Source organism: Salisediminibacterium beveridgei (assembly GCF_001721685.1).
Lineage (GTDB): Bacteria > Bacillota > Bacilli > Bacillales > Salisediminibacteriaceae > Salisediminibacterium > Salisediminibacterium beveridgei.
Genome location: NZ_CP012502.1, coordinates 2247369 through 2263387, shown reverse-complemented (window position 1 = coordinate 2263387; position 16019 = coordinate 2247369). Strand labels below are relative to the sequence as shown.

General features: G+C 46.6%; 17 protein-coding genes. 13 read left to right on the top strand and 4 right to left on the bottom strand.

The annotated features are described in order from the left end of the window. Positions 1–129 precede the first annotated feature (129 nt). The 3 genes from BBEV_RS10660 to BBEV_RS10650 are packed head-to-tail and all read left to right on the top strand — an operon-like array spanning position 130 to position 2647. On the top strand, positions 130–888 hold the full coding sequence (locus tag BBEV_RS10660; protein WP_069365458.1) for an ABC transporter ATP-binding protein: 759 nt from the start codon (positions 130–132) through the stop codon (positions 886–888). After that, positions 882–1646, top strand: coding sequence for an ABC transporter permease (locus tag BBEV_RS10655; protein WP_069365457.1), 765 nt, complete (start codon positions 882–884; stop codon positions 1644–1646). Before BBEV_RS10660 ends, BBEV_RS10655 begins: the two co-directional genes overlap by 7 nt. After that, complete coding sequence (locus tag BBEV_RS10650; protein ID WP_324609482.1) at positions 1646–2647, top strand: ABC transporter substrate-binding protein; 1002 nt, start codon at positions 1646–1648, stop codon at positions 2645–2647. Before BBEV_RS10655 ends, BBEV_RS10650 begins: the two co-directional genes overlap by 1 nt. Positions 2648–2709: 62 nt before the next feature. On the opposite strand, the gene BBEV_RS10645 is transcribed toward BBEV_RS10650, so the two are convergent. From BBEV_RS10645 to BBEV_RS10635, 3 genes are all read right to left on the bottom strand, one after another. Then, complete coding sequence (locus BBEV_RS10645) at positions 2710–3330, bottom strand: hypothetical protein (protein ID WP_069365455.1); 621 nt, start codon at positions 3328–3330, stop codon at positions 2710–2712. A gap of 336 nt (positions 3331–3666) precedes the next feature. After that, positions 3667–4326: a lytic transglycosylase domain-containing protein gene (locus tag BBEV_RS10640; protein ID WP_069365454.1), complete on the bottom strand. Its 660-nt coding sequence runs from the start codon at positions 4324–4326 to the stop codon at positions 3667–3669. 234 nt (positions 4327–4560) lie between these two features. Then, positions 4561–6360 (bottom strand): methyl-accepting chemotaxis protein, encoded by a 1800-nt coding sequence (locus tag BBEV_RS10635; RefSeq protein ID WP_069365453.1) that lies wholly within the window; start codon positions 6358–6360, stop codon positions 4561–4563. A 332-nt stretch (positions 6361–6692) separates the two neighbouring features. Here BBEV_RS10635 and BBEV_RS10630 point away from each other — a divergent pair, with 332 nt between their 5' ends. From BBEV_RS10630 to BBEV_RS10590, 9 genes are all read left to right on the top strand, one after another. Next, positions 6693–8168, top strand: coding sequence for a methyl-accepting chemotaxis protein (locus tag BBEV_RS10630; protein ID WP_069365452.1), 1476 nt, complete (start codon positions 6693–6695; stop codon positions 8166–8168). A 123-nt stretch (positions 8169–8291) separates the two neighbouring features. After that, positions 8292–8636, top strand: a complete 345-nt coding sequence (locus BBEV_RS10625; protein WP_069365451.1) for an ArsR/SmtB family transcription factor — start codon at positions 8292–8294, stop codon at positions 8634–8636. Positions 8637–8638: 2 nt separating this feature from the next. After that, entirely contained in the window at positions 8639–9661 is a 1023-nt protein-coding gene (locus BBEV_RS10620) for a permease (protein ID WP_198154985.1), read from the top strand. Between the two features lie 39 nt (positions 9662–9700). Further along, the gene (locus BBEV_RS10615; protein WP_069365449.1) at positions 9701–9931 is read left to right on the top strand and encodes a thioredoxin family protein; all 231 of its coding nucleotides are present in this window, start codon (positions 9701–9703) and stop codon (positions 9929–9931) included. A gap of 115 nt (positions 9932–10046) precedes the next feature. Further along, positions 10047–10949, top strand: coding sequence for a rhodanese-like domain-containing protein (locus BBEV_RS10610; protein WP_069365448.1), 903 nt, complete (start codon positions 10047–10049; stop codon positions 10947–10949). An 82-nt stretch (positions 10950–11031) separates the two neighbouring features. Then, positions 11032–11928, top strand: a complete 897-nt coding sequence (locus tag BBEV_RS10605; protein WP_084007346.1) for a GNAT family N-acetyltransferase — start codon at positions 11032–11034, stop codon at positions 11926–11928. A 213-nt stretch (positions 11929–12141) separates the two neighbouring features. Further along, complete coding sequence (locus tag BBEV_RS10600; protein WP_069365446.1) at positions 12142–12693, top strand: GbsR/MarR family transcriptional regulator; 552 nt, start codon at positions 12142–12144, stop codon at positions 12691–12693. Beyond that, positions 12683–13348, top strand: coding sequence for a cysteine hydrolase family protein (locus tag BBEV_RS10595; RefSeq protein WP_069365445.1), 666 nt, complete (start codon positions 12683–12685; stop codon positions 13346–13348). The genes BBEV_RS10600 and BBEV_RS10595 overlap by 11 nt, the downstream gene beginning before the upstream one ends. Beyond that, entirely contained in the window at positions 13345–14223 is an 879-nt protein-coding gene (locus BBEV_RS10590; protein WP_069365444.1) for a glycine betaine ABC transporter substrate-binding protein, read from the top strand. Before BBEV_RS10595 ends, BBEV_RS10590 begins: the two co-directional genes overlap by 4 nt. Positions 14224–14288: 65 nt before the next feature. Here BBEV_RS10590 and BBEV_RS10585 read toward each other — a convergent pair whose 3' ends face one another. Further along, positions 14289–15080, bottom strand: coding sequence for an alpha/beta fold hydrolase (locus BBEV_RS10585; protein ID WP_069365443.1), 792 nt, complete (start codon positions 15078–15080; stop codon positions 14289–14291). A 152-nt stretch (positions 15081–15232) separates the two neighbouring features. Between BBEV_RS10585 and BBEV_RS10580 the strand changes: the two genes are divergently transcribed. Next, positions 15233–15991: a class I SAM-dependent methyltransferase gene (locus BBEV_RS10580; protein WP_069365442.1), complete on the top strand. Its 759-nt coding sequence runs from the start codon at positions 15233–15235 to the stop codon at positions 15989–15991. The last annotated feature ends 28 nt before the right edge of the window (positions 15992–16019 follow it).

Sequence of the window (16019 nt, the reverse complement as noted above, 5' to 3'; positions counted from 1 at the left end):
GGCGCTTCACCCACATACTGAGGGTATAAAAAGCAGCTGAACCGAATCCGACTGTTGACCACTTCCTGAAATCCAGGAAGTGGTTTTTTGCGTTATGGAAATCATTTTGCATAAGAAGGTGAGGGTGCCATGGCTGAATTAACTTTTGAAGATGTTTCATTTGCGTATGGCGGTTCGTCTGTTTTCACGTCCTTCAACCTGTCTGTCCAAAAAGGGGAGTTTGTAACGGTCTTAGGGCCGAGCGGTGTCGGAAAATCCACGTTGTTCCGGTTGATTGCAGGTCTTGAGAATCCGCATGGAGGACGGATTCTTCTGCGTGATCGTGAAACAACGAATCGATTGGGGAAAATCGGATACATGCCCCAGCAGGATCTGCTTCTGCCGTGGCGGACGATACTCGAGAATGGCCTACTGCCCTTGGAAATTCAGGGTATCCAGCGTAAAGAAGCAAAAAAACAGGTCATGGCTTATATCGAGAAATTCGGCCTGGCAGGAACGGAGCATCAGTTTCCACATGAGCTGTCAGGGGGGATGCGGCAGCGCGTCTCTTTTCTACGCGCATACCTCGGAGGCAATGATGTTATTTTATTGGACGAACCGTTCAGCGCACTGGATTCGTTTACCCGTTTTGCGATGCAGGAATGGCTCTTGGCGCAATGGCGGGATGTGGAGAAAACGATCGTCTTTATTACACATGATATTGAAGAGGCTGTTTTTCTGTCGGACCGGATTTTGCTTATGAATGACTGTCCGGTAAGCGGAGTGTGTGAATCGGTAGAAGTCAATTTGCCGAGGCCGAGGGTTGACGAACAGCGAAGTACAGAAGCGTTTATGGCATTGAAACAGGAACTTCTCCGGAAAATCCGCGGGGGGCGTTCGGTATGGTGACATTTTTACGAAAGCGGCTGTTACCGTACGCAGGTTCTCTGGTATTCATACTCCTGTTGCTCAGTTTTTGGGAGATCGGTGCACGGATCTATGACCGGGCATTTATCTTGCCGACGCCTTCGGGTGTAGTGATCCGGTTATGGGAACTGCGGGATGTCCTGATAGGGGTACACTTACCGGCAACCCTTCAAGTGATCCTTGTGGGGCTTGGGATTTCGATCCTGTTCGGCGGGGCTCTTGCCGTGGCGATGAACCAGTACCAGCTGATGGAACGGACTTTTTATCCACTGGTCATTGCTTCACAAACCATCCCGATCATTGCCTTGGCGCCGATTTTCGTTCTCTGGTTCGGCTATTCGATTTGGAGCAAGGTTGCAGTGACGGTGTTGATCACCTTTTTTCCCATCACAGTGGGGGTGTTTGATGGACTGCGATCTTCGAGCCGGGATCAGATTGAACTCCTAAAGACGATGGGGGCGAATACCCGGCAGATCTTCACGAAGATTCAGGTACCGTCAGCACTGCCTTATTTTTTTTCGGGGATGAAGGTTGCGGTGACCTTGAGTGTCATTGGAGCAGCGATCGGGGAGTGGCTCGGAGCAAGTCGCGGTCTTGGATACTTCAGCAGGCGGATGATGACGCAAATGGACGGAGCGGGGGTTTTTGCCCCGATTGTCCTTTTATCAATTCTGGGTATTTTGCTGTTTTTATTCGTGAAATGGATGGAATATCAATCAATGAAATGGAGGAAAAGATGATGAAATGGATGAAAGCAGGAATGGCAGCGAGCGTGTTAATGGTGGTTGCGGCGTGTGGCAATGAAGACAATACAGATGCTGCGGAAGAAGGAGAATTACAGGAAGTGGACCTGATGCTCGACTGGTATCCGAATGCGGTGCACAGTTATTTATATGTGGCACTGGAAAATGGGTATTTTGAAGAGGAAGGACTGGATGTGACGATTCGTTTTCCGGCAAACCCGACGGATCCGATTAATCTCGCTGCGACAGGAGACGTGACGGTTGGAATTACGTATCAACCGGATGTCATCACGGCCAGGAACCAGGATATCCCGGTGGTGTCGTTTGCGTCGATTGTCCGAACGCCCTTGAATCACATAATTTACCTGGAAGATGGACTTTCTTCACCTGCAGACTTAGCGGGTAAAACAGTAGGCTATCCAGGGATTCCGGTGAACGAGGCATTAATCGAGACGATGGTCAGTGATGCCGGGGCGGATCCGGGTGATGTGGAAATGATCGATGTCGGGTTTGAACTCGGTTCATCCATCGTCAGCGGTCAGGTGGATGCCGTGGTCGGAGCCTACATTAATCATGAGGTACCGGTTCTTCGTCATCAGGGGCATGACGTCAGTTACTTCAATCCGGTGGATCACGGTGTTCCTGCGTTTTATGAGCTGGTGATGGTGACAAATGAAGACCAGCTTGAGGAAGATCCTGAGACGATTGATGCGTTCTGGCGTGCGGCTTCAAGAGGATTTGAATTCATGGAAGAGAACCCGGATGACAGTCTCGATCTGTTGTTCAGTAACGAAGATCAGGAGAATTTCCCGCTGATTCGTGACGTCGAAGAAGAGAGTATGGAAATCCTGCTCACGAAAATGACAGCGGAAGGCGAAGCGTTCGGCAGTCAGGAAGAATCTTCATGGGAAGAGACGATCGATTGGTTGTATGACACTGGATTCATCAGTGAGAAACCGGATCTGGATGAGATTTTTGTGAATCTGGTTGGTGAGTAATGTTCGAAAAAGGAGTCGGGGAAAACTTCCCACGACTCCTTATCTGTTGGATCATCAGTGGATCAAAACAAGTTTCTGAACCAGTCAATGATCCGGTTAAAGAGGTTCTGCCGTTCTTCCTGAACGGCGCCGGATGGCGCATTGTCCTCGCCCATATCATCAGTCGCTTCTTCACCTTCCACGACGTTAACATAATCGGAGCCGAATTCGTCATAAATAACCTGGGCGTTTTCATCTGAATACGGCTTGATACCGACTTCAACGGCAGTGTCCTGAATCATCGAAGCCGTATGGGTGATCTCGAAATCCCCGTAATTGAAACCGGCACTGTCGATGTCCTGCTGGATACTGTTCAGTTCATCTTCCGACAGTTCTGCGACCTGAATAGCCAATTCTGCATCTTCATCGAGGCGTTCTTCCATGGCGCTTACGTGTTCATCACCAGGCATCTCCGTGAACAGGTAGACAATGACGCCCAAGTCACGTTCGTCCCGGTCAATGTAACGGCCGGCAAAATTTTCTTCCAAATGTTCCTCTACGTAATCGTGGATCGCTTCCGTGACGTCCATATGATTTGGATCCACGCCATCTTCATATTTCAGGTTATTTTCTGCAGCGGCTACGGCCGGACTGAAGAGAAATGCTGCGATCAAAATCAAAATCACACCAATCATGCGTTCCATAATTATCCCGCCTTTAATTTTGATTAGTTCTATCTCTAAAGACGGGATCATCCGGTTGGGGTTACATTACGGGATTTTCCTATAACCGTGTCAATCGAACACTTCGCTTGCCATGGGCAAGGCTTCAACTAACCGTCGGAAAAGTACCGACGGTGGATTTTCAGCTCTTGCTTTCCATCTAAAGGTACCTGGGCGAGATCAGTTCGTTCCTCACTGTGTCTACATCCGCCACAGGCGTCTCGTGTTCGATTGGCACGAATATTAAATCCATTTTAAAAGGTTCGTGTGTTCATTTTGAGTAAATCTTTTTCTCCCAGCCCCCGAAAAAAGACACGGTCATTCGACGTGCTGGACTTGGATACCTTCTTCTTCAAGATCAATGGTGGAATAACCGCTCCGGTAACGTTCATAGTAGCTGAGTACATCGTCAACATACCAGTCAGCGCGGTTGTAGTCGTATATAGCCCCTTCAATGTCTCCTTCGGCGGCACCGGCACTGGCGAGATAATGGGCTGCGCTGAAAATGGCGTCCCTGATTTCAAAGGGATCAGCGGTTCCCGAATCTGTTGCATCGACACCATATCCTCCGTAGCGTGCAATCCTATCCGGATCCACCTTTTCGGTCTCTGAGATCGCACCGAGTCCGAGTTCGCCGCAAGTGGGGTGAGACCATCCTGTCCAGGTGCAGGGCATAAACTGCATATGGCCTTCGGCTCCTGCTGGACTGATTAAGGGGTCCATCGTGGAAAAAATGGTCTCTACCCGGTGAACTGCAGCTAAAAGTTGCCAAGGAATTTCATAGGCTGCGCCCGCTTCCTGATAGAGGGGGATGAAATCACCAGGGATTTCATCCTGTGCAATCACCCGCTCAGGCACTTCCGGTTCTGGGGGTTCAAAGGCGAACCAGCTGCTGTTTGCCAATGACAAAAACAGAGCGAGGATGGCTGCCGTCAAAATGACGGTTATGGTCGTGCTTAAGGTGAGTAATTTTTTCATGCGATATCGTTCCTCCGAAAGGTCAGGGCTCTGCCACATTTCTAGTGTTCAGTTTAGTCTCACTTGCCGGAATCTGCAAGAATAAAGGACGCCCTGAAGATGATTTCCCGGGAAATCATCTTCAGGGCGTTTTGATGTTACTGCTCAGGAAGCGTACATTTGCGAAAGGAGTGAAGTATCAGTAGAACTGAAGCTTTTAAAAACCTGCTTGGCGAAAAGCTGAGTTGCCTTTACTTAAGCCGATTTCTTCAGCCATTTAGGCAAAGAAAACCGGATTCTTTTTTTACGTTGAGGTACCGGTGCAAGATCAGTTTGTTTCGCATCGTCAACATTTTTATGGTTCTGAAAACGAGCCATAGCCTGATTCAGGGTCACAGCGTTGTCGTTCAGGTTCGATGTGTGCGTGTTCATCTTCCCGATCATCGTGTTCTGCTCATAAACAGATTGACTGGCTTCATCGATGTATTCGTTCGTTTTGGAAGAGAGGGTCGTCAGTTCTTCCAATGAATCATTGATCTCCGCACTTTCCTTTGCCATAACGGAGAGACTGTTCGAAGATTGATCGATCCCGTCCACCAGTTGATCGACCATTTCTTCGATTTTTGAAAGGGTCTCAATATTTCCCTGCATTTGCATTTGTTCTTCCTGGGTATGTTCACTGGATGTTTTCAGTTCGTTTGCGATCGTGCCGGCTTCCTCACGAAATACGTTGATCACGTCATTCATTTCACCTGTTGTCCGGTTGACATCAGAAGAAAGAATCCGGATTTCATCTGCTACAACAGCAAAGCCTTTTCCGTGCTGCCCGGCGCGTGCCGCTTCGATGGAAGCATTGATGGCCAGCAGGTTCGTTTTGTCGGCGATGGCGTTAATTGCTTCGGTGAAGGTCATCATTTCTTCGGCCCGGTTGACGAGCGCATCCACCTTCGAAGTGGACTGATCCACGGATCCGCTGATCTGTTTCATGCGATCAACCGCATCACGCATCAGGGAAATACCATGTCGTGTGCTGTCAGATACGGCGCCGGATGACGTTTTCATCGCCTGACTGGAGGATTCAATCTCTTTAATGCGGCCGTTGAACCCGTTATTTGTGCCCGCGATTTCTGTCAGCGAGGCCGATTGTTCTTCAACCGTTGCAATCAGTTCGTGCAGGCGGTCTGAAACGACCTTGCTTTCTGTATCGAGGTAATGGGCCGTATCGTCAAGCTCTTTGCTGCGGCCGGTGATACTGCCGGAAACGTCTGAGAGATCAGTCAGGATACCGTCGAGCGCATGTTTCATCGTATTCAGTGATGCGCCGATCTGGGCAAACTCACCATGCCCCTTGATATTCAAAGGCTCAGAAGTTAAATCGCCTTGAGCAATGCGTTCACTGAAGCTGAGAATTCCCTTCAGATGTTTTTGAACACCCCGGTTTACCACGTACAGAATGATCAGTCCTACCGCGATGGAAAGGAGGATTGAATACATTAATAAAGTGGTCGTGGCGTCAAAACTTGAATAAACAGATGTTGCAGCATGATCTGCCTCTTCGCCCATCAACGACCGTAGTTCACCGAAAGCAAAAGAACTGGTCTGGTAGGCAGCACCAGCGTCTTCAATGATACGTTGTTGTAAACGGTCAGTCTGCTCATCAGCAGGAAGGGCGTCATAATTCCGGAAGGCTTCCGCAATTTCCAGGTTGTGATCGACGGCGGATTGAAGCAGAAATCCGGCTTCCTCCGATGAGAGATGTGGTTCGATTTCCGCCGCCATGGCAGTAAAAGTTTCGTACGTTTCCTCAAACAGACGGGGTGTGGTGTTGTTCGGACTGACCATAAACTGTGTCAGCATCAGAAACTGTTCTTGCGTATGTAATTCCATTTCAGCGAGGGTTTGACCATGCCCGGAACTTTCGTTCAAATACTGAACTTCTTCTTCCGTGTTCGATAATAGAACGCTTACAGCAAACGAGGAAAGAATAAACAGGAGAACGGTGATCAGGAATACAGAGGCGTATTTCCAGGACAGACTTTGCATTTTTTTGAACATTGAGAGACCTCCAAACAGGATAAGTAGTTTACGAAACCGCTTTCGTTGCTATAATTATATGACGTTGGTCCTGATTTGTCAAAGTGAATATTGAAAAAATTGGGGCATCAGTCGTCTTTTCAGGATTCTTTACGAAACCGATTTATATCATGGGGCAGGAAAAGGAGTCTCTGGAGATTCAAATCAAACCGGTTATTGAGTAATTTTCACAGGTAATTCAAAATCCGAAAAGTTTATAAAAAAGCCCTACGATAAAATGATGGAAGAGCAATATCCTTACAGTATAGTTTCGCATATAATAATGAATAGATTGATGAAGGGGGCATTTCAAGATGAACAGTGTAGCAGAGATGTTGCAGGAGGACTTAAAGAAGAAAAATATTTTGACGTTGGTAGCATTGTCAATTTCTCTGATCATGGGGTTTTTATTAAATATTGTATTGGGTGATGAATTGAAAACGCTGATGTATGGTGTGCAGCTCCTGGTTGTGAGCGGGCTGTTTGTTGCGTTGAAATTTGCATTGAAACGTGATGCCTGGTTTCCGTACTTATTGATATTCACAACGTTTATGTTTAGTTTATCATTGATTTTATTTTCAGGTGGGGGTCTGGAAGTAACGATTATTTTCTTCTTTTTATTAATTCTTGCGACGGTTCACATGTACCGTTCCGTGTTTTTAATGGGATTGATCTCCGGTATCATCGGCTTGTATTTGAACCTGGAGTATGCCGTTCACTACCCGGAGGTCATTTCCGAATACTTTCCGTCGGTTATGCTATTGTTTCTGTTAACCGCTCTTCTCAGTTATGTGTTGATCTATCTGAATCAGCAACAGTTCAAAGAGATCGAACGGTTGTTGCTGGAAAGTGAAGCCGAACAGAGGCGAAAAGGAGAGCAACAGGCGTGTTTTGAAGAAAAAGTGGGTACGATGACCCGCCAGTTTATGGATGTCGGGGAGCGTGTGCAGGATAACATTTCCGCCCAATCGGAGATGGCCACAGCGGTGAACGATGTGACGGAAGGCAGTGTGGAACAGAGTTCGAAAATTACCGATATTGCCGAACGATCCCAGGCTACCAGAGAGAAGATGGAGGAAATGATGCGGCTGAACCATTCGTTGGCAGCAAACTTTGAACAGGCCATCGCGTTGTCGGCTGATGGGGGCAAGCACTCCAATCAGCTGACCGATCAGATGAATTCCTTCCGAACGCATGTAGATGAATTAAATCAGGTATTTGATGCGCTGTCGAAAAAAATCAATGAAACCAGCCAGTTTTCCCAGGAGATCATTCAAATCAGTGATCAGACGAATCTTCTGGCATTGAATGCGAGCATCGAAGCGGCCCGGGCCGGTGAGGCAGGAAAAGGCTTCTCGGTGGTGGCGGATGAGATTCGAAAGCTGGCTGAATCCTCCAATCGTTCTGCAGAGCGGATTACATCTAATTTGAATGAAGTAACGACAGCCAATCAAACAGCGCTGTCGAAGATGGGTGAAAACCAAAAGCAAATGGGAGAAAGCATGAAATCTGCCAAAGAAGTATATCAATCGTTCTCAAGTCTGTCAGAGACGATTCATCAAATAGAGGAAGTGTTCAATACGTTTCAAGGCCACTCCGAAGAAGTCCAGCAGCATACACAAGACGTGGAGTCTGCGACGGGAGACTTGGCCGCCATTATTGAGCAGGCTTCAGCCAGTCTTGAAGAGGTCAGTGCCTCGGTGGATAATCTCAATGAACAGAACCAGAGCATCGATCAAACCCTTAAGGAAACCGAGCAAAACGCGCAAGAGCTTCTGGCTGGAGCGTAAAGAAAAAACACTGCCGTTGGATTCATGACGGGCAGTGTTTTTTTGTCACAAATTTATCATAATTACATAACTAGTTTTGTAGTTTTATATGATATATTGGAAGCAGTAAAGGAGAGGGTTTCGATGAAACAGACCTTGTCTATCTTAAACCAAAAGGAGAGTCGTTCACTGCTTGCGAACGTGCGGGATCAACACGCAGGTCTTAGAAATGCAGCCGATACCGCAGCAGTCTATAAAGCACTTGGGGATCCGGTGCGCCTGGAGATTCTCGGGATGCTCGTTGAGCGCAGGTGCTGCAAATGTGAGCTTGTTGACGCATTGGATGGCGCTGCATCGACGATCACCCATCATCTTTCAATTCTGGAGAAGGCGGGTCTGATTGCTTCTTCAAAAGATGGGAAATATACCTTGTTTCACCTTCATGCGGATAAAGAGAAAGTGAAGCAATGGCTTAGAGGGTGGATGTGATGATGGAGATCCTGTTAGCCGGATGGCAGTTTCTTGTGGATTATTTCACTGTACCCAGGGTGATTACACTCACGATCGTCTTTTTCTTATCGGGTGCCATTGCCCAGTTTATGAGCCAGGGTGTGGTGCTGAAATATTTCGGCCCTGAAGCTAAGAAATCGACGGCATTTACGATGGCATCTGTGTCCGGGGTTATTCTCACGGTTTGTTCGTGCTCGGTTCTGCCTATGTTCGCCAGCATTTGGAAAAAGGGAGCAGGGATCGGTCCGGCAGTGACTTTTTTGTTCTCGGGACCGGCGATCAATGTATTGGCCATTACGTTCACATTCAGCTTTCTCGGTATCGGACTCGGTATCAGCCGTGTGGTAACTGCGATGATCCTTGCGGTGTTGATTGGGGTATTGATGCACCTGATTTTTCATAAAGAAGAGAAGAAATCAGACAGAAACAGCGCGATCTTCCATGTGCAGGACGGTTCGGACAAACCGCTCTGGCAGACGGTTCTGTTTTTTATTACCCTGCTGGTTATGCTTCTTGCCGGAATGAATCTGCCGGCGGTGACAGGGGCAGCTTTCATTTTTCTGCTTATTCAACTCATGCTTTTCTTTGAGCGTGATGAATTATGGGAATGGTGTCTGGAGACCTATGATCTGGTGAAAAAAATCGTTCCTTTGTTTATTGTGGGGATATTCATAGCCGGGATCATTACGGTGTTAATTCCAGAAACCTTCATGACTGCAGCAGCAGGAGACAATACCATCTCTGCAACGTTCCTTGCAGCCATTTTCGGGGCCTTCATGTACTTTGCCACATTGACTGAAGTACCGATTGTACAGAGCTTTCTTGATCTGGGCATGGCAAAGGGGCCTGCTTTGGCACTCTTACTTGCGGGACCTTCGATGAGTCTTCCGAATATGATCATCGTCGGACGTGTCATGGGTCTGAAGAAAACGGTGACTTATATTGCGCTTGTGACGACAATGTCGGCGGTGATGGCTCTGGCAGTCGGAATGTTGTTCTTCTGATTTTGGAGCAGTCTAAATAAATGATATGAGGTGATTGAAATGAAAATTGAAGTATTGGGAACCGGTTGTTCAAAATGTAAACGCCTGGAGGAACGCACCCATGAAGCCCTTGAGGAAATGGGTGTAACGGCTGAAGTCGTCAAAGTGGAAGAGATCGATCAAATTGTGGAATACGGGGTGTTCAAAACGCCAGGATTTGTTGTAGACGGCGAAGTGAAGGCATCGGGGAAAGTTTTGACGGTTAAAGAAATTAAAAAATTACTCAGTTGAGCTTTTTTTGCCTCCGGAACAGATTCCGGGGGCTTTTTTGTTGGTGAAGTGTCATAAGGTTTTCACTTCGAATTCATGATTGTAAGAGATAATGGAGAAAGAGAAGGGTGTGTTGATGATGAAGAGAGGATGGAGCGTTACCTTTGTGAGTATGGGCTTGTCAGTTGGATTGCTTTTTGGATGTTCTGACGATGCTGAACATCAAAACGAAGAAGAAGCAGCAGATGACACGATGGAAGAAGCGGATCAGCTGACAGAAGAGGAGATCCACTGGAACAGCGGAGTGGCCTATTTCAATCGCATGCCGATGACCCGGTATATGCTTGATGCAGAAGACATGTCAGAAATTACAGAGGAATGGCTCGTGGTGGACTTGAGAGATCCATCGGATTTCGAGCTGCAAGCATTACCTGATGCCCATCATGCATCATGGCAGGACGTGGCTGAGCGTCTCGCTTCGCTCCCTCAGAATGAACCGGTTTTATGGGTGAGTGCCGATGGTCAAACTGCATCGATGGTCATGGCAATGACCCGCATGGCCGGTCTGGACAGTTACGTTTTGGCAGGCGGCATGGAGAATTGGGAGGGTGGCACTGAAAAGGGTTCGAAATGGTTGGAGGACGAGTTAACGGGTGCAGATGTTGTCCGGCATGATTCACATGAGTCAGAGGTAATGATGAACCGTGCTGAAGGTGTTCTGAGTCAGGGCATTGAACAATCTTTGTTTTTGCTGTCACCAGATGAATTGAACGAAAAGCTTGATGAACTTTATGTGGTGGATACACGCAGTGAGGCGGATTATCAGTCGAGTCATCTGCCGGGAGCCCATCATTACCCGGTGGCGGATCTGGGGTTATCAATGGGGGATCTGCCTGACGATAAACCATTGATGGTCTATTGTTATTCGGGGCAAACTGGTGCCCAGGCGGCCAGTGTGTTACGAATGGCAGGATTTGATGCCTATTCTCTGAAAGGCGGCATGGGGAGCTGGGAAAACGATGATTTTGAAATTGAATAACATTTTTTTATGCATAAGTCATGAAATTTCTCTTCATGCAGTCTATAATGATGGATGGAATAAGCTATCGTAAAGGACGTGTATGGAGATGGAACGATGGATGAGACAGCTTCATGTGGAAGATCTGGATGTATATCAATCAATGGAAACGGGGATCGAGGACGATTATATTGCCCGTTTTTTCGAGCGGATTTCATCCGGAAATAACCGCCTGTTCGGTTTGTTTGAAGGAGAGGACCTGATCGCGACTGCGGGCTATACGTTATTCGCAGGACGCTATGCGATGCTCGGAAGGCTTCGGGCGAGTCAGGCGATCCGTGGAAAAAATATCGGTACCGATGTGTTGACCCGTGTTCTGGAACTGGCAAAACAAGATCCGGCAGTTGACTGGATAGGTGCAAACACGGAGGAATATAACGGTCCGGCAATGAGGGTCCTTGAAAAGATTCAGGCGTACCCGATTTTGCCGCAGCATGCTGCAGTGGCAAAAGATGTGAGCGGTCTCGGAGAAAAAGGACCTGAGTGGCAGGAAGTGACGGATCTTGAAGTGAAGCGCAGCTGGCTCAATGAGACCTATATCCGCACCCAGCAGCCGTTTCCCCTGCAGTGCTATTACCCGTTTCCCGCCACCGAATCGCTCTTTGATGAAGAAAGTCTTCAGGAGTGGCGTTTCTTTGAGAATGCTGACCGGTCACGGTATATGATTTTGAAAAAGGACATGAAGCGGTATCACTACACACAGGTTGTGTACCCGTGGGATGATTATTTTGAACAACCAGGTCTTTGGGATACGGTGGCAATCGCGCAGACAGAGCATAAAGAAGAAGTGCAAGATGATGTCACGGTCTGGCTCGATCTTCCGAAAACCCATGCCTATAAACTCCCGGCAGATCACCCGTTTGATCTCTCATCCATCTGGGTGCTTCATGAAGCCGTGAACCAATTGACAAGAGAAGCGACAAAAAAAGCAGCCCGCTGAATCAGCGGGGCTGCTTTTTTATGTCTTATTCCTCCATGTTCGTCTGATTGAAGCGATTAGCTCAATCATCATCTGAAATGCTTATTAAAACGACGAGAAACGAATAAATGAGCAGAATACCTGTGAATTTATCGGCGAACTGTTGACATTTTGTCTAATTTGTTTAAAATAAATTGTATAGATTAAATTAATTGTACAAAGTGAGGTGACATGATGAATCGAGAAGAAGAAAAGCTTCAGGAAGCCCGCGATATTGTCATCAGTGCTGTCGCTCAGGCGATGGTGATCTATGGGGTCACGCCATCAGTCGGGAGAATCTATGGTGTTTTATATTTTGCGCGTGAACCGATGACACTTGACGAACTGAAGGATGAGGTAGCCATGAGTAAGGCGAGTGTCAGTAACGGAATCAGAGAATTAATGGAGACAGAAATGGTCACGAAAGTCTGGAAAAAAGGGGAACGAAAAGATCATTTCATTGCAGAAAAAGACTTTTTGCAGAACTTCATTAATTTCTTTGTAAAAATGCTGCGATTGGAAAGAAGTTTGATTGCAAAAGCCACAGATCAAACAGAACCTGTGTTTGAGGATCTGGCCCAGAACAGTGAAAGTGAATCGGTCAGGGAGAACGCAGCAAGGGATTTGGAGTTGATGGATGATGCAAAAGGATACCTCGATTGGATCATGACACTGGCGAATCAAATGGAATCCGGAGAAATTTTTACCTACTTACCAAAAGAAAAGGAAGATCAAAATGACAACTAAAGTATTGGTATTGATTGATTTACAAAAAGAATCGAATTTTGGCTTGTTTAATCTTGACCGTGTGATTTCGAACAGTCAAAAACTCATTGCAGCTTGCCGGGAACAAGGAATCCCGATCATCTACACGCGGCAGATTAATCGCATGGATGGTATTGGGTTATCCAAAGGGGAGCCGTTGAAGGCAGATGGGACACCGCTTTATTACGCAGATCATACGGATCAGATCGAAATCATAGATGATTTGAAGCCTCATGAAGGAGATATCGTCATCGATAAATACCGCTGGAGCGCTTTTTATGAAACTTCGTTGGATGTCATGCTCAAAAGTTATGGGGCAGAGGAAGTGATCATGGGTGGTGTAGTGACAGATGGCTGCTTGATGACATCGGTATTTGATGCTTATTTCCGAGACTATGAGGTTCACCTTGTTTCGGATATGGTAACGGCTTCGAACAGAGGGGCCCATCAGTCGGCAATGTTAACCATGGCGAACTGGGTTTATAATCTGAACATTTATCGCACAGATGAAATGATCAAGAGGCTGAACGGGCAGCCATTTGAGCGCTGGCGCCACGAAAAAACGGATGATTATCAATTTACAGAAGGTACGTTGAATCAGGAATTCAAACGATTGACAGGAGATGATTTGATATGAATAAGAAATGGATCATAGCAGGAACAAGTCTCTTTGTACTTGGAGCTTGTGGAAACGATAATAATGCAGAAGAATCATTGGCAGATCAAGGGACGATTGTTTTTGGACAGACGGCCTGGACGAGTACGGAAGCACCGACAGAAATCGTCAGGCAGATTCTTGAGGAAATGGGCTATGACGTTGATATTTCACTGTTGGATCAGCCGGTTATCTTCGAAGGGATGCAAAATCAGGACGTGGACTTCTTTATGGATGCCTGGCTTCCATACACGGAAGCAGCCTTATGGGAAGAATATGAAGACGAATTAATTCAGGTCACCACCAGCTATGAAGATGTTCCGCTCGGTTGGGTTGTTCCGGAATCCGTTCCGTTTGACAGCATTTCAGATCTTGAGGGAAATGCAGACATGTTTGATGGTGAAGTTGTGACGATCGGTGAAGGAGCTGGAATTGTCGACATTTCCAGAGAGGTAATAGAGGATGAAACATACGGTCTGGATGACTATGAACTGATCCCGTCCAGTGAAGCTGCAATGCTCGGTGTCATGGAGACGAAGATGCAATCCCAAGAGCCTTTTATACTCACGGGCTGGAGACCACACTCCATGTTTTCGCGCTACGATTTGAAATTCCTTGAGGACCCTGAAGGACATTTCAATTATGACAATGTATATGTTCTGTCCTATGACGGGATACAAGAAGACCACCCTGAAGCATATGCACTCCTTAGTCAATGGTCCATCAGTGTGTCAGATCTCGAAGACATGATGTATGAATATGAGCATCATGAAGTACCGTTTGAAGAGACAGCCGCAGCCTGGATTGAAGAGAATCGGGATCGTGTGGACGAAATGATTGAACAAGCGATGAATTAATGTAAAATAAGCCGGTCTTTGCACAGAGGTGCAAGGGCCGGCTTTCATTATCATGGTTGAAATTGTTATCGATCATGAATGGTTTGTTTCAGTTTATTAATGTAAGCGATGGTTGAATTGTTGAAGTAGTCCGCCTGATCAATATTGCATACATGGCCTGAATTTGGAACGATTTCAAGTGTTAATCCTTTGCCGGTTCGGATCAGATCTTCCACCGGAGGGAGGAACAGGTAATCTTCATCTCCCATGACAAACAATGTGGGAATGCCGTTAAAATTCCGTTGGAGTCTTGAAAGAAATGGGTTGATGGCCCGGGTGAGCTTAAACCAGCGGATGAATTCTTTTTGATACATCTTTTTGGCCTGCGAGACGAATGCCACCCGTGATTCGAGGTGATTACTCTTTGGCATGATGACCCATGCAAAGAATTTATAGAGCCACATGTATGGAATAACATGTTTGGTCATATTGCCTAAGTTGATCAGGATATTGGTTCGCAGATTCACATGCACAACGGCACCACCGAGAATCATCGATGTAAGTCGATCCGGGTACAGATGACTGAAGGTTTGAATCACGATGGTTCCAAGGGAGATGCCGATCATATGTGTGCTTTGAATCTGTTCGTAATCAAGCACCTCTTTTATATCTGTCGCAATGTCTTTGAAGCTGTCATTTTTAGACCATTTTTTTGATTGGGAGCGCCCGTGACCGCGTAAATCAACGAGCAGTACGTTGAAATGCTGTCGATACGCTTTAATTTGTTTATACCAGGTAGCGGAGTTTCCGCCTGCACCATGCACGAAGGTAACCCATTCTTTGCTGGATTCATGTGGATAGGTCTTATAGTAGAGCATGGAGGTTTCCCCTTTCAATTCATATATTAACTTAGTATACCGGATACCCTTTTAGATGAAAAGTATTCTTGCTTTAAAATAGTATGTGAATTGTTTGCGGCCTTCCTTCATACTATAATAGAAACAAAGCAAGAGAAAAAGGGGTGGTGAATATGGCGGTCTACGGTAAACTGTCTGTGGAAGTGTATGATGTCGATAAACCCATCGGATTTTCCTTCGGTGATTTGGAATTTTATAGCGAGAGACTAAAAGACATTTCGGGCCCTGTTTTGGAACCAGCTTGCGGAAATGGAAGAATATTGATTCCTCTCCAGGAAGCAAATTTCAATATTGAAGGATTTGACAATTCCAGGGAAATGCTTATTTTGTGCCGGCATCACGCAAAGGAGCGGGGGACTGCCATTCGTGTGAACCATGAGGACATGACGCATGTCAGCTTGAACAAATCCTACGCGGCGATCATCCTGCCTGCAGGCTCCTTTTTGCTGATTCACGACAGAGAAACAGCCATCAAAGTGCTGGAGAAATTCATGGCCAGTCTCATGCCAAATGGTCGATTGATCTTTGATGTGTTCCTGCCTGACTGCCTGACCCCCGGCTATATTTCCACACGGCGTTTCCACTTGCCTGCTGGTGATTTAATCACACTCGAATCAAAACTGATTGAAGCAAATCAGATCAATCAGACACTCTTGTATCATCACCGCTATGAAAAATGGTACGAGCAGAGGCTTGTGGATACAGAGTTGGAAGAATTCAGAATCAGATGGTACGGACTGGAAGAGCTGCGGCTCCAGCTTGAAAAACTGGGATTTGTCGATGTATCCTTTTCTGCAGATTATGACTACGGAAAAACACCTCAAAAAGGCACCGGAATGATCACAGTTGAAGCGGTGAAACCGGGAGAATAGAAAAATAGGAGCAATCAGGAGGCGGCAA

Bases quoted from the DNA above. Each gene is read 5' to 3' on its own strand.
- BBEV_RS10590 (WP_069365444.1), top strand. From the start codon at position 13,345: ATGAATAAGAAATGGATCATAGCAGGAACAAGTCTCTTTGTACTTGGA.
- BBEV_RS10615 (WP_069365449.1), top strand. From the start codon at position 9,701: ATGAAAATTGAAGTATTGGGAACCGGTTGTTCAAAATGTAAACGCCTG.
- BBEV_RS10640 (WP_069365454.1), bottom strand. From the start codon at position 4,326: ATGAAAAAATTACTCACCTTAAGCACGACCATAACCGTCATTTTGACG.
- BBEV_RS10625 (WP_069365451.1), top strand. From the start codon at position 8,292: ATGAAACAGACCTTGTCTATCTTAAACCAAAAGGAGAGTCGTTCACTG.
- BBEV_RS10580 (WP_069365442.1), top strand. From the start codon at position 15,233: ATGGCGGTCTACGGTAAACTGTCTGTGGAAGTGTATGATGTCGATAAA.
- BBEV_RS10650 (WP_324609482.1), top strand. From the start codon at position 1,646: ATGAAATGGATGAAAGCAGGAATGGCAGCGAGCGTGTTAATGGTGGTT.
- BBEV_RS10630 (WP_069365452.1), top strand. From the start codon at position 6,693: ATGAACAGTGTAGCAGAGATGTTGCAGGAGGACTTAAAGAAGAAAAAT.
- BBEV_RS10655 (WP_069365457.1), top strand. From the start codon at position 882: ATGGTGACATTTTTACGAAAGCGGCTGTTACCGTACGCAGGTTCTCTG.
- BBEV_RS10600 (WP_069365446.1), top strand. From the start codon at position 12,142: ATGAATCGAGAAGAAGAAAAGCTTCAGGAAGCCCGCGATATTGTCATC.
- BBEV_RS10645 (WP_069365455.1), bottom strand. From the start codon at position 3,330: ATGGAACGCATGATTGGTGTGATTTTGATTTTGATCGCAGCATTTCTC.
- BBEV_RS10585 (WP_069365443.1), bottom strand. From the start codon at position 15,080: ATGCTCTACTATAAGACCTATCCACATGAATCCAGCAAAGAATGGGTT.
- BBEV_RS10620 (WP_198154985.1), top strand. From the start codon at position 8,639: ATGGAGATCCTGTTAGCCGGATGGCAGTTTCTTGTGGATTATTTCACT.
- BBEV_RS10660 (WP_069365458.1), top strand. From the start codon at position 130: ATGGCTGAATTAACTTTTGAAGATGTTTCATTTGCGTATGGCGGTTCG.
- BBEV_RS10610 (WP_069365448.1), top strand. From the start codon at position 10,047: ATGATGAAGAGAGGATGGAGCGTTACCTTTGTGAGTATGGGCTTGTCA.
- BBEV_RS10635 (WP_069365453.1), bottom strand. From the start codon at position 6,360: ATGTTCAAAAAAATGCAAAGTCTGTCCTGGAAATACGCCTCTGTATTC.
- BBEV_RS10605 (WP_084007346.1), top strand. From the start codon at position 11,032: ATGGAGATGGAACGATGGATGAGACAGCTTCATGTGGAAGATCTGGAT.
- BBEV_RS10595 (WP_069365445.1), top strand. From the start codon at position 12,683: ATGACAACTAAAGTATTGGTATTGATTGATTTACAAAAAGAATCGAAT.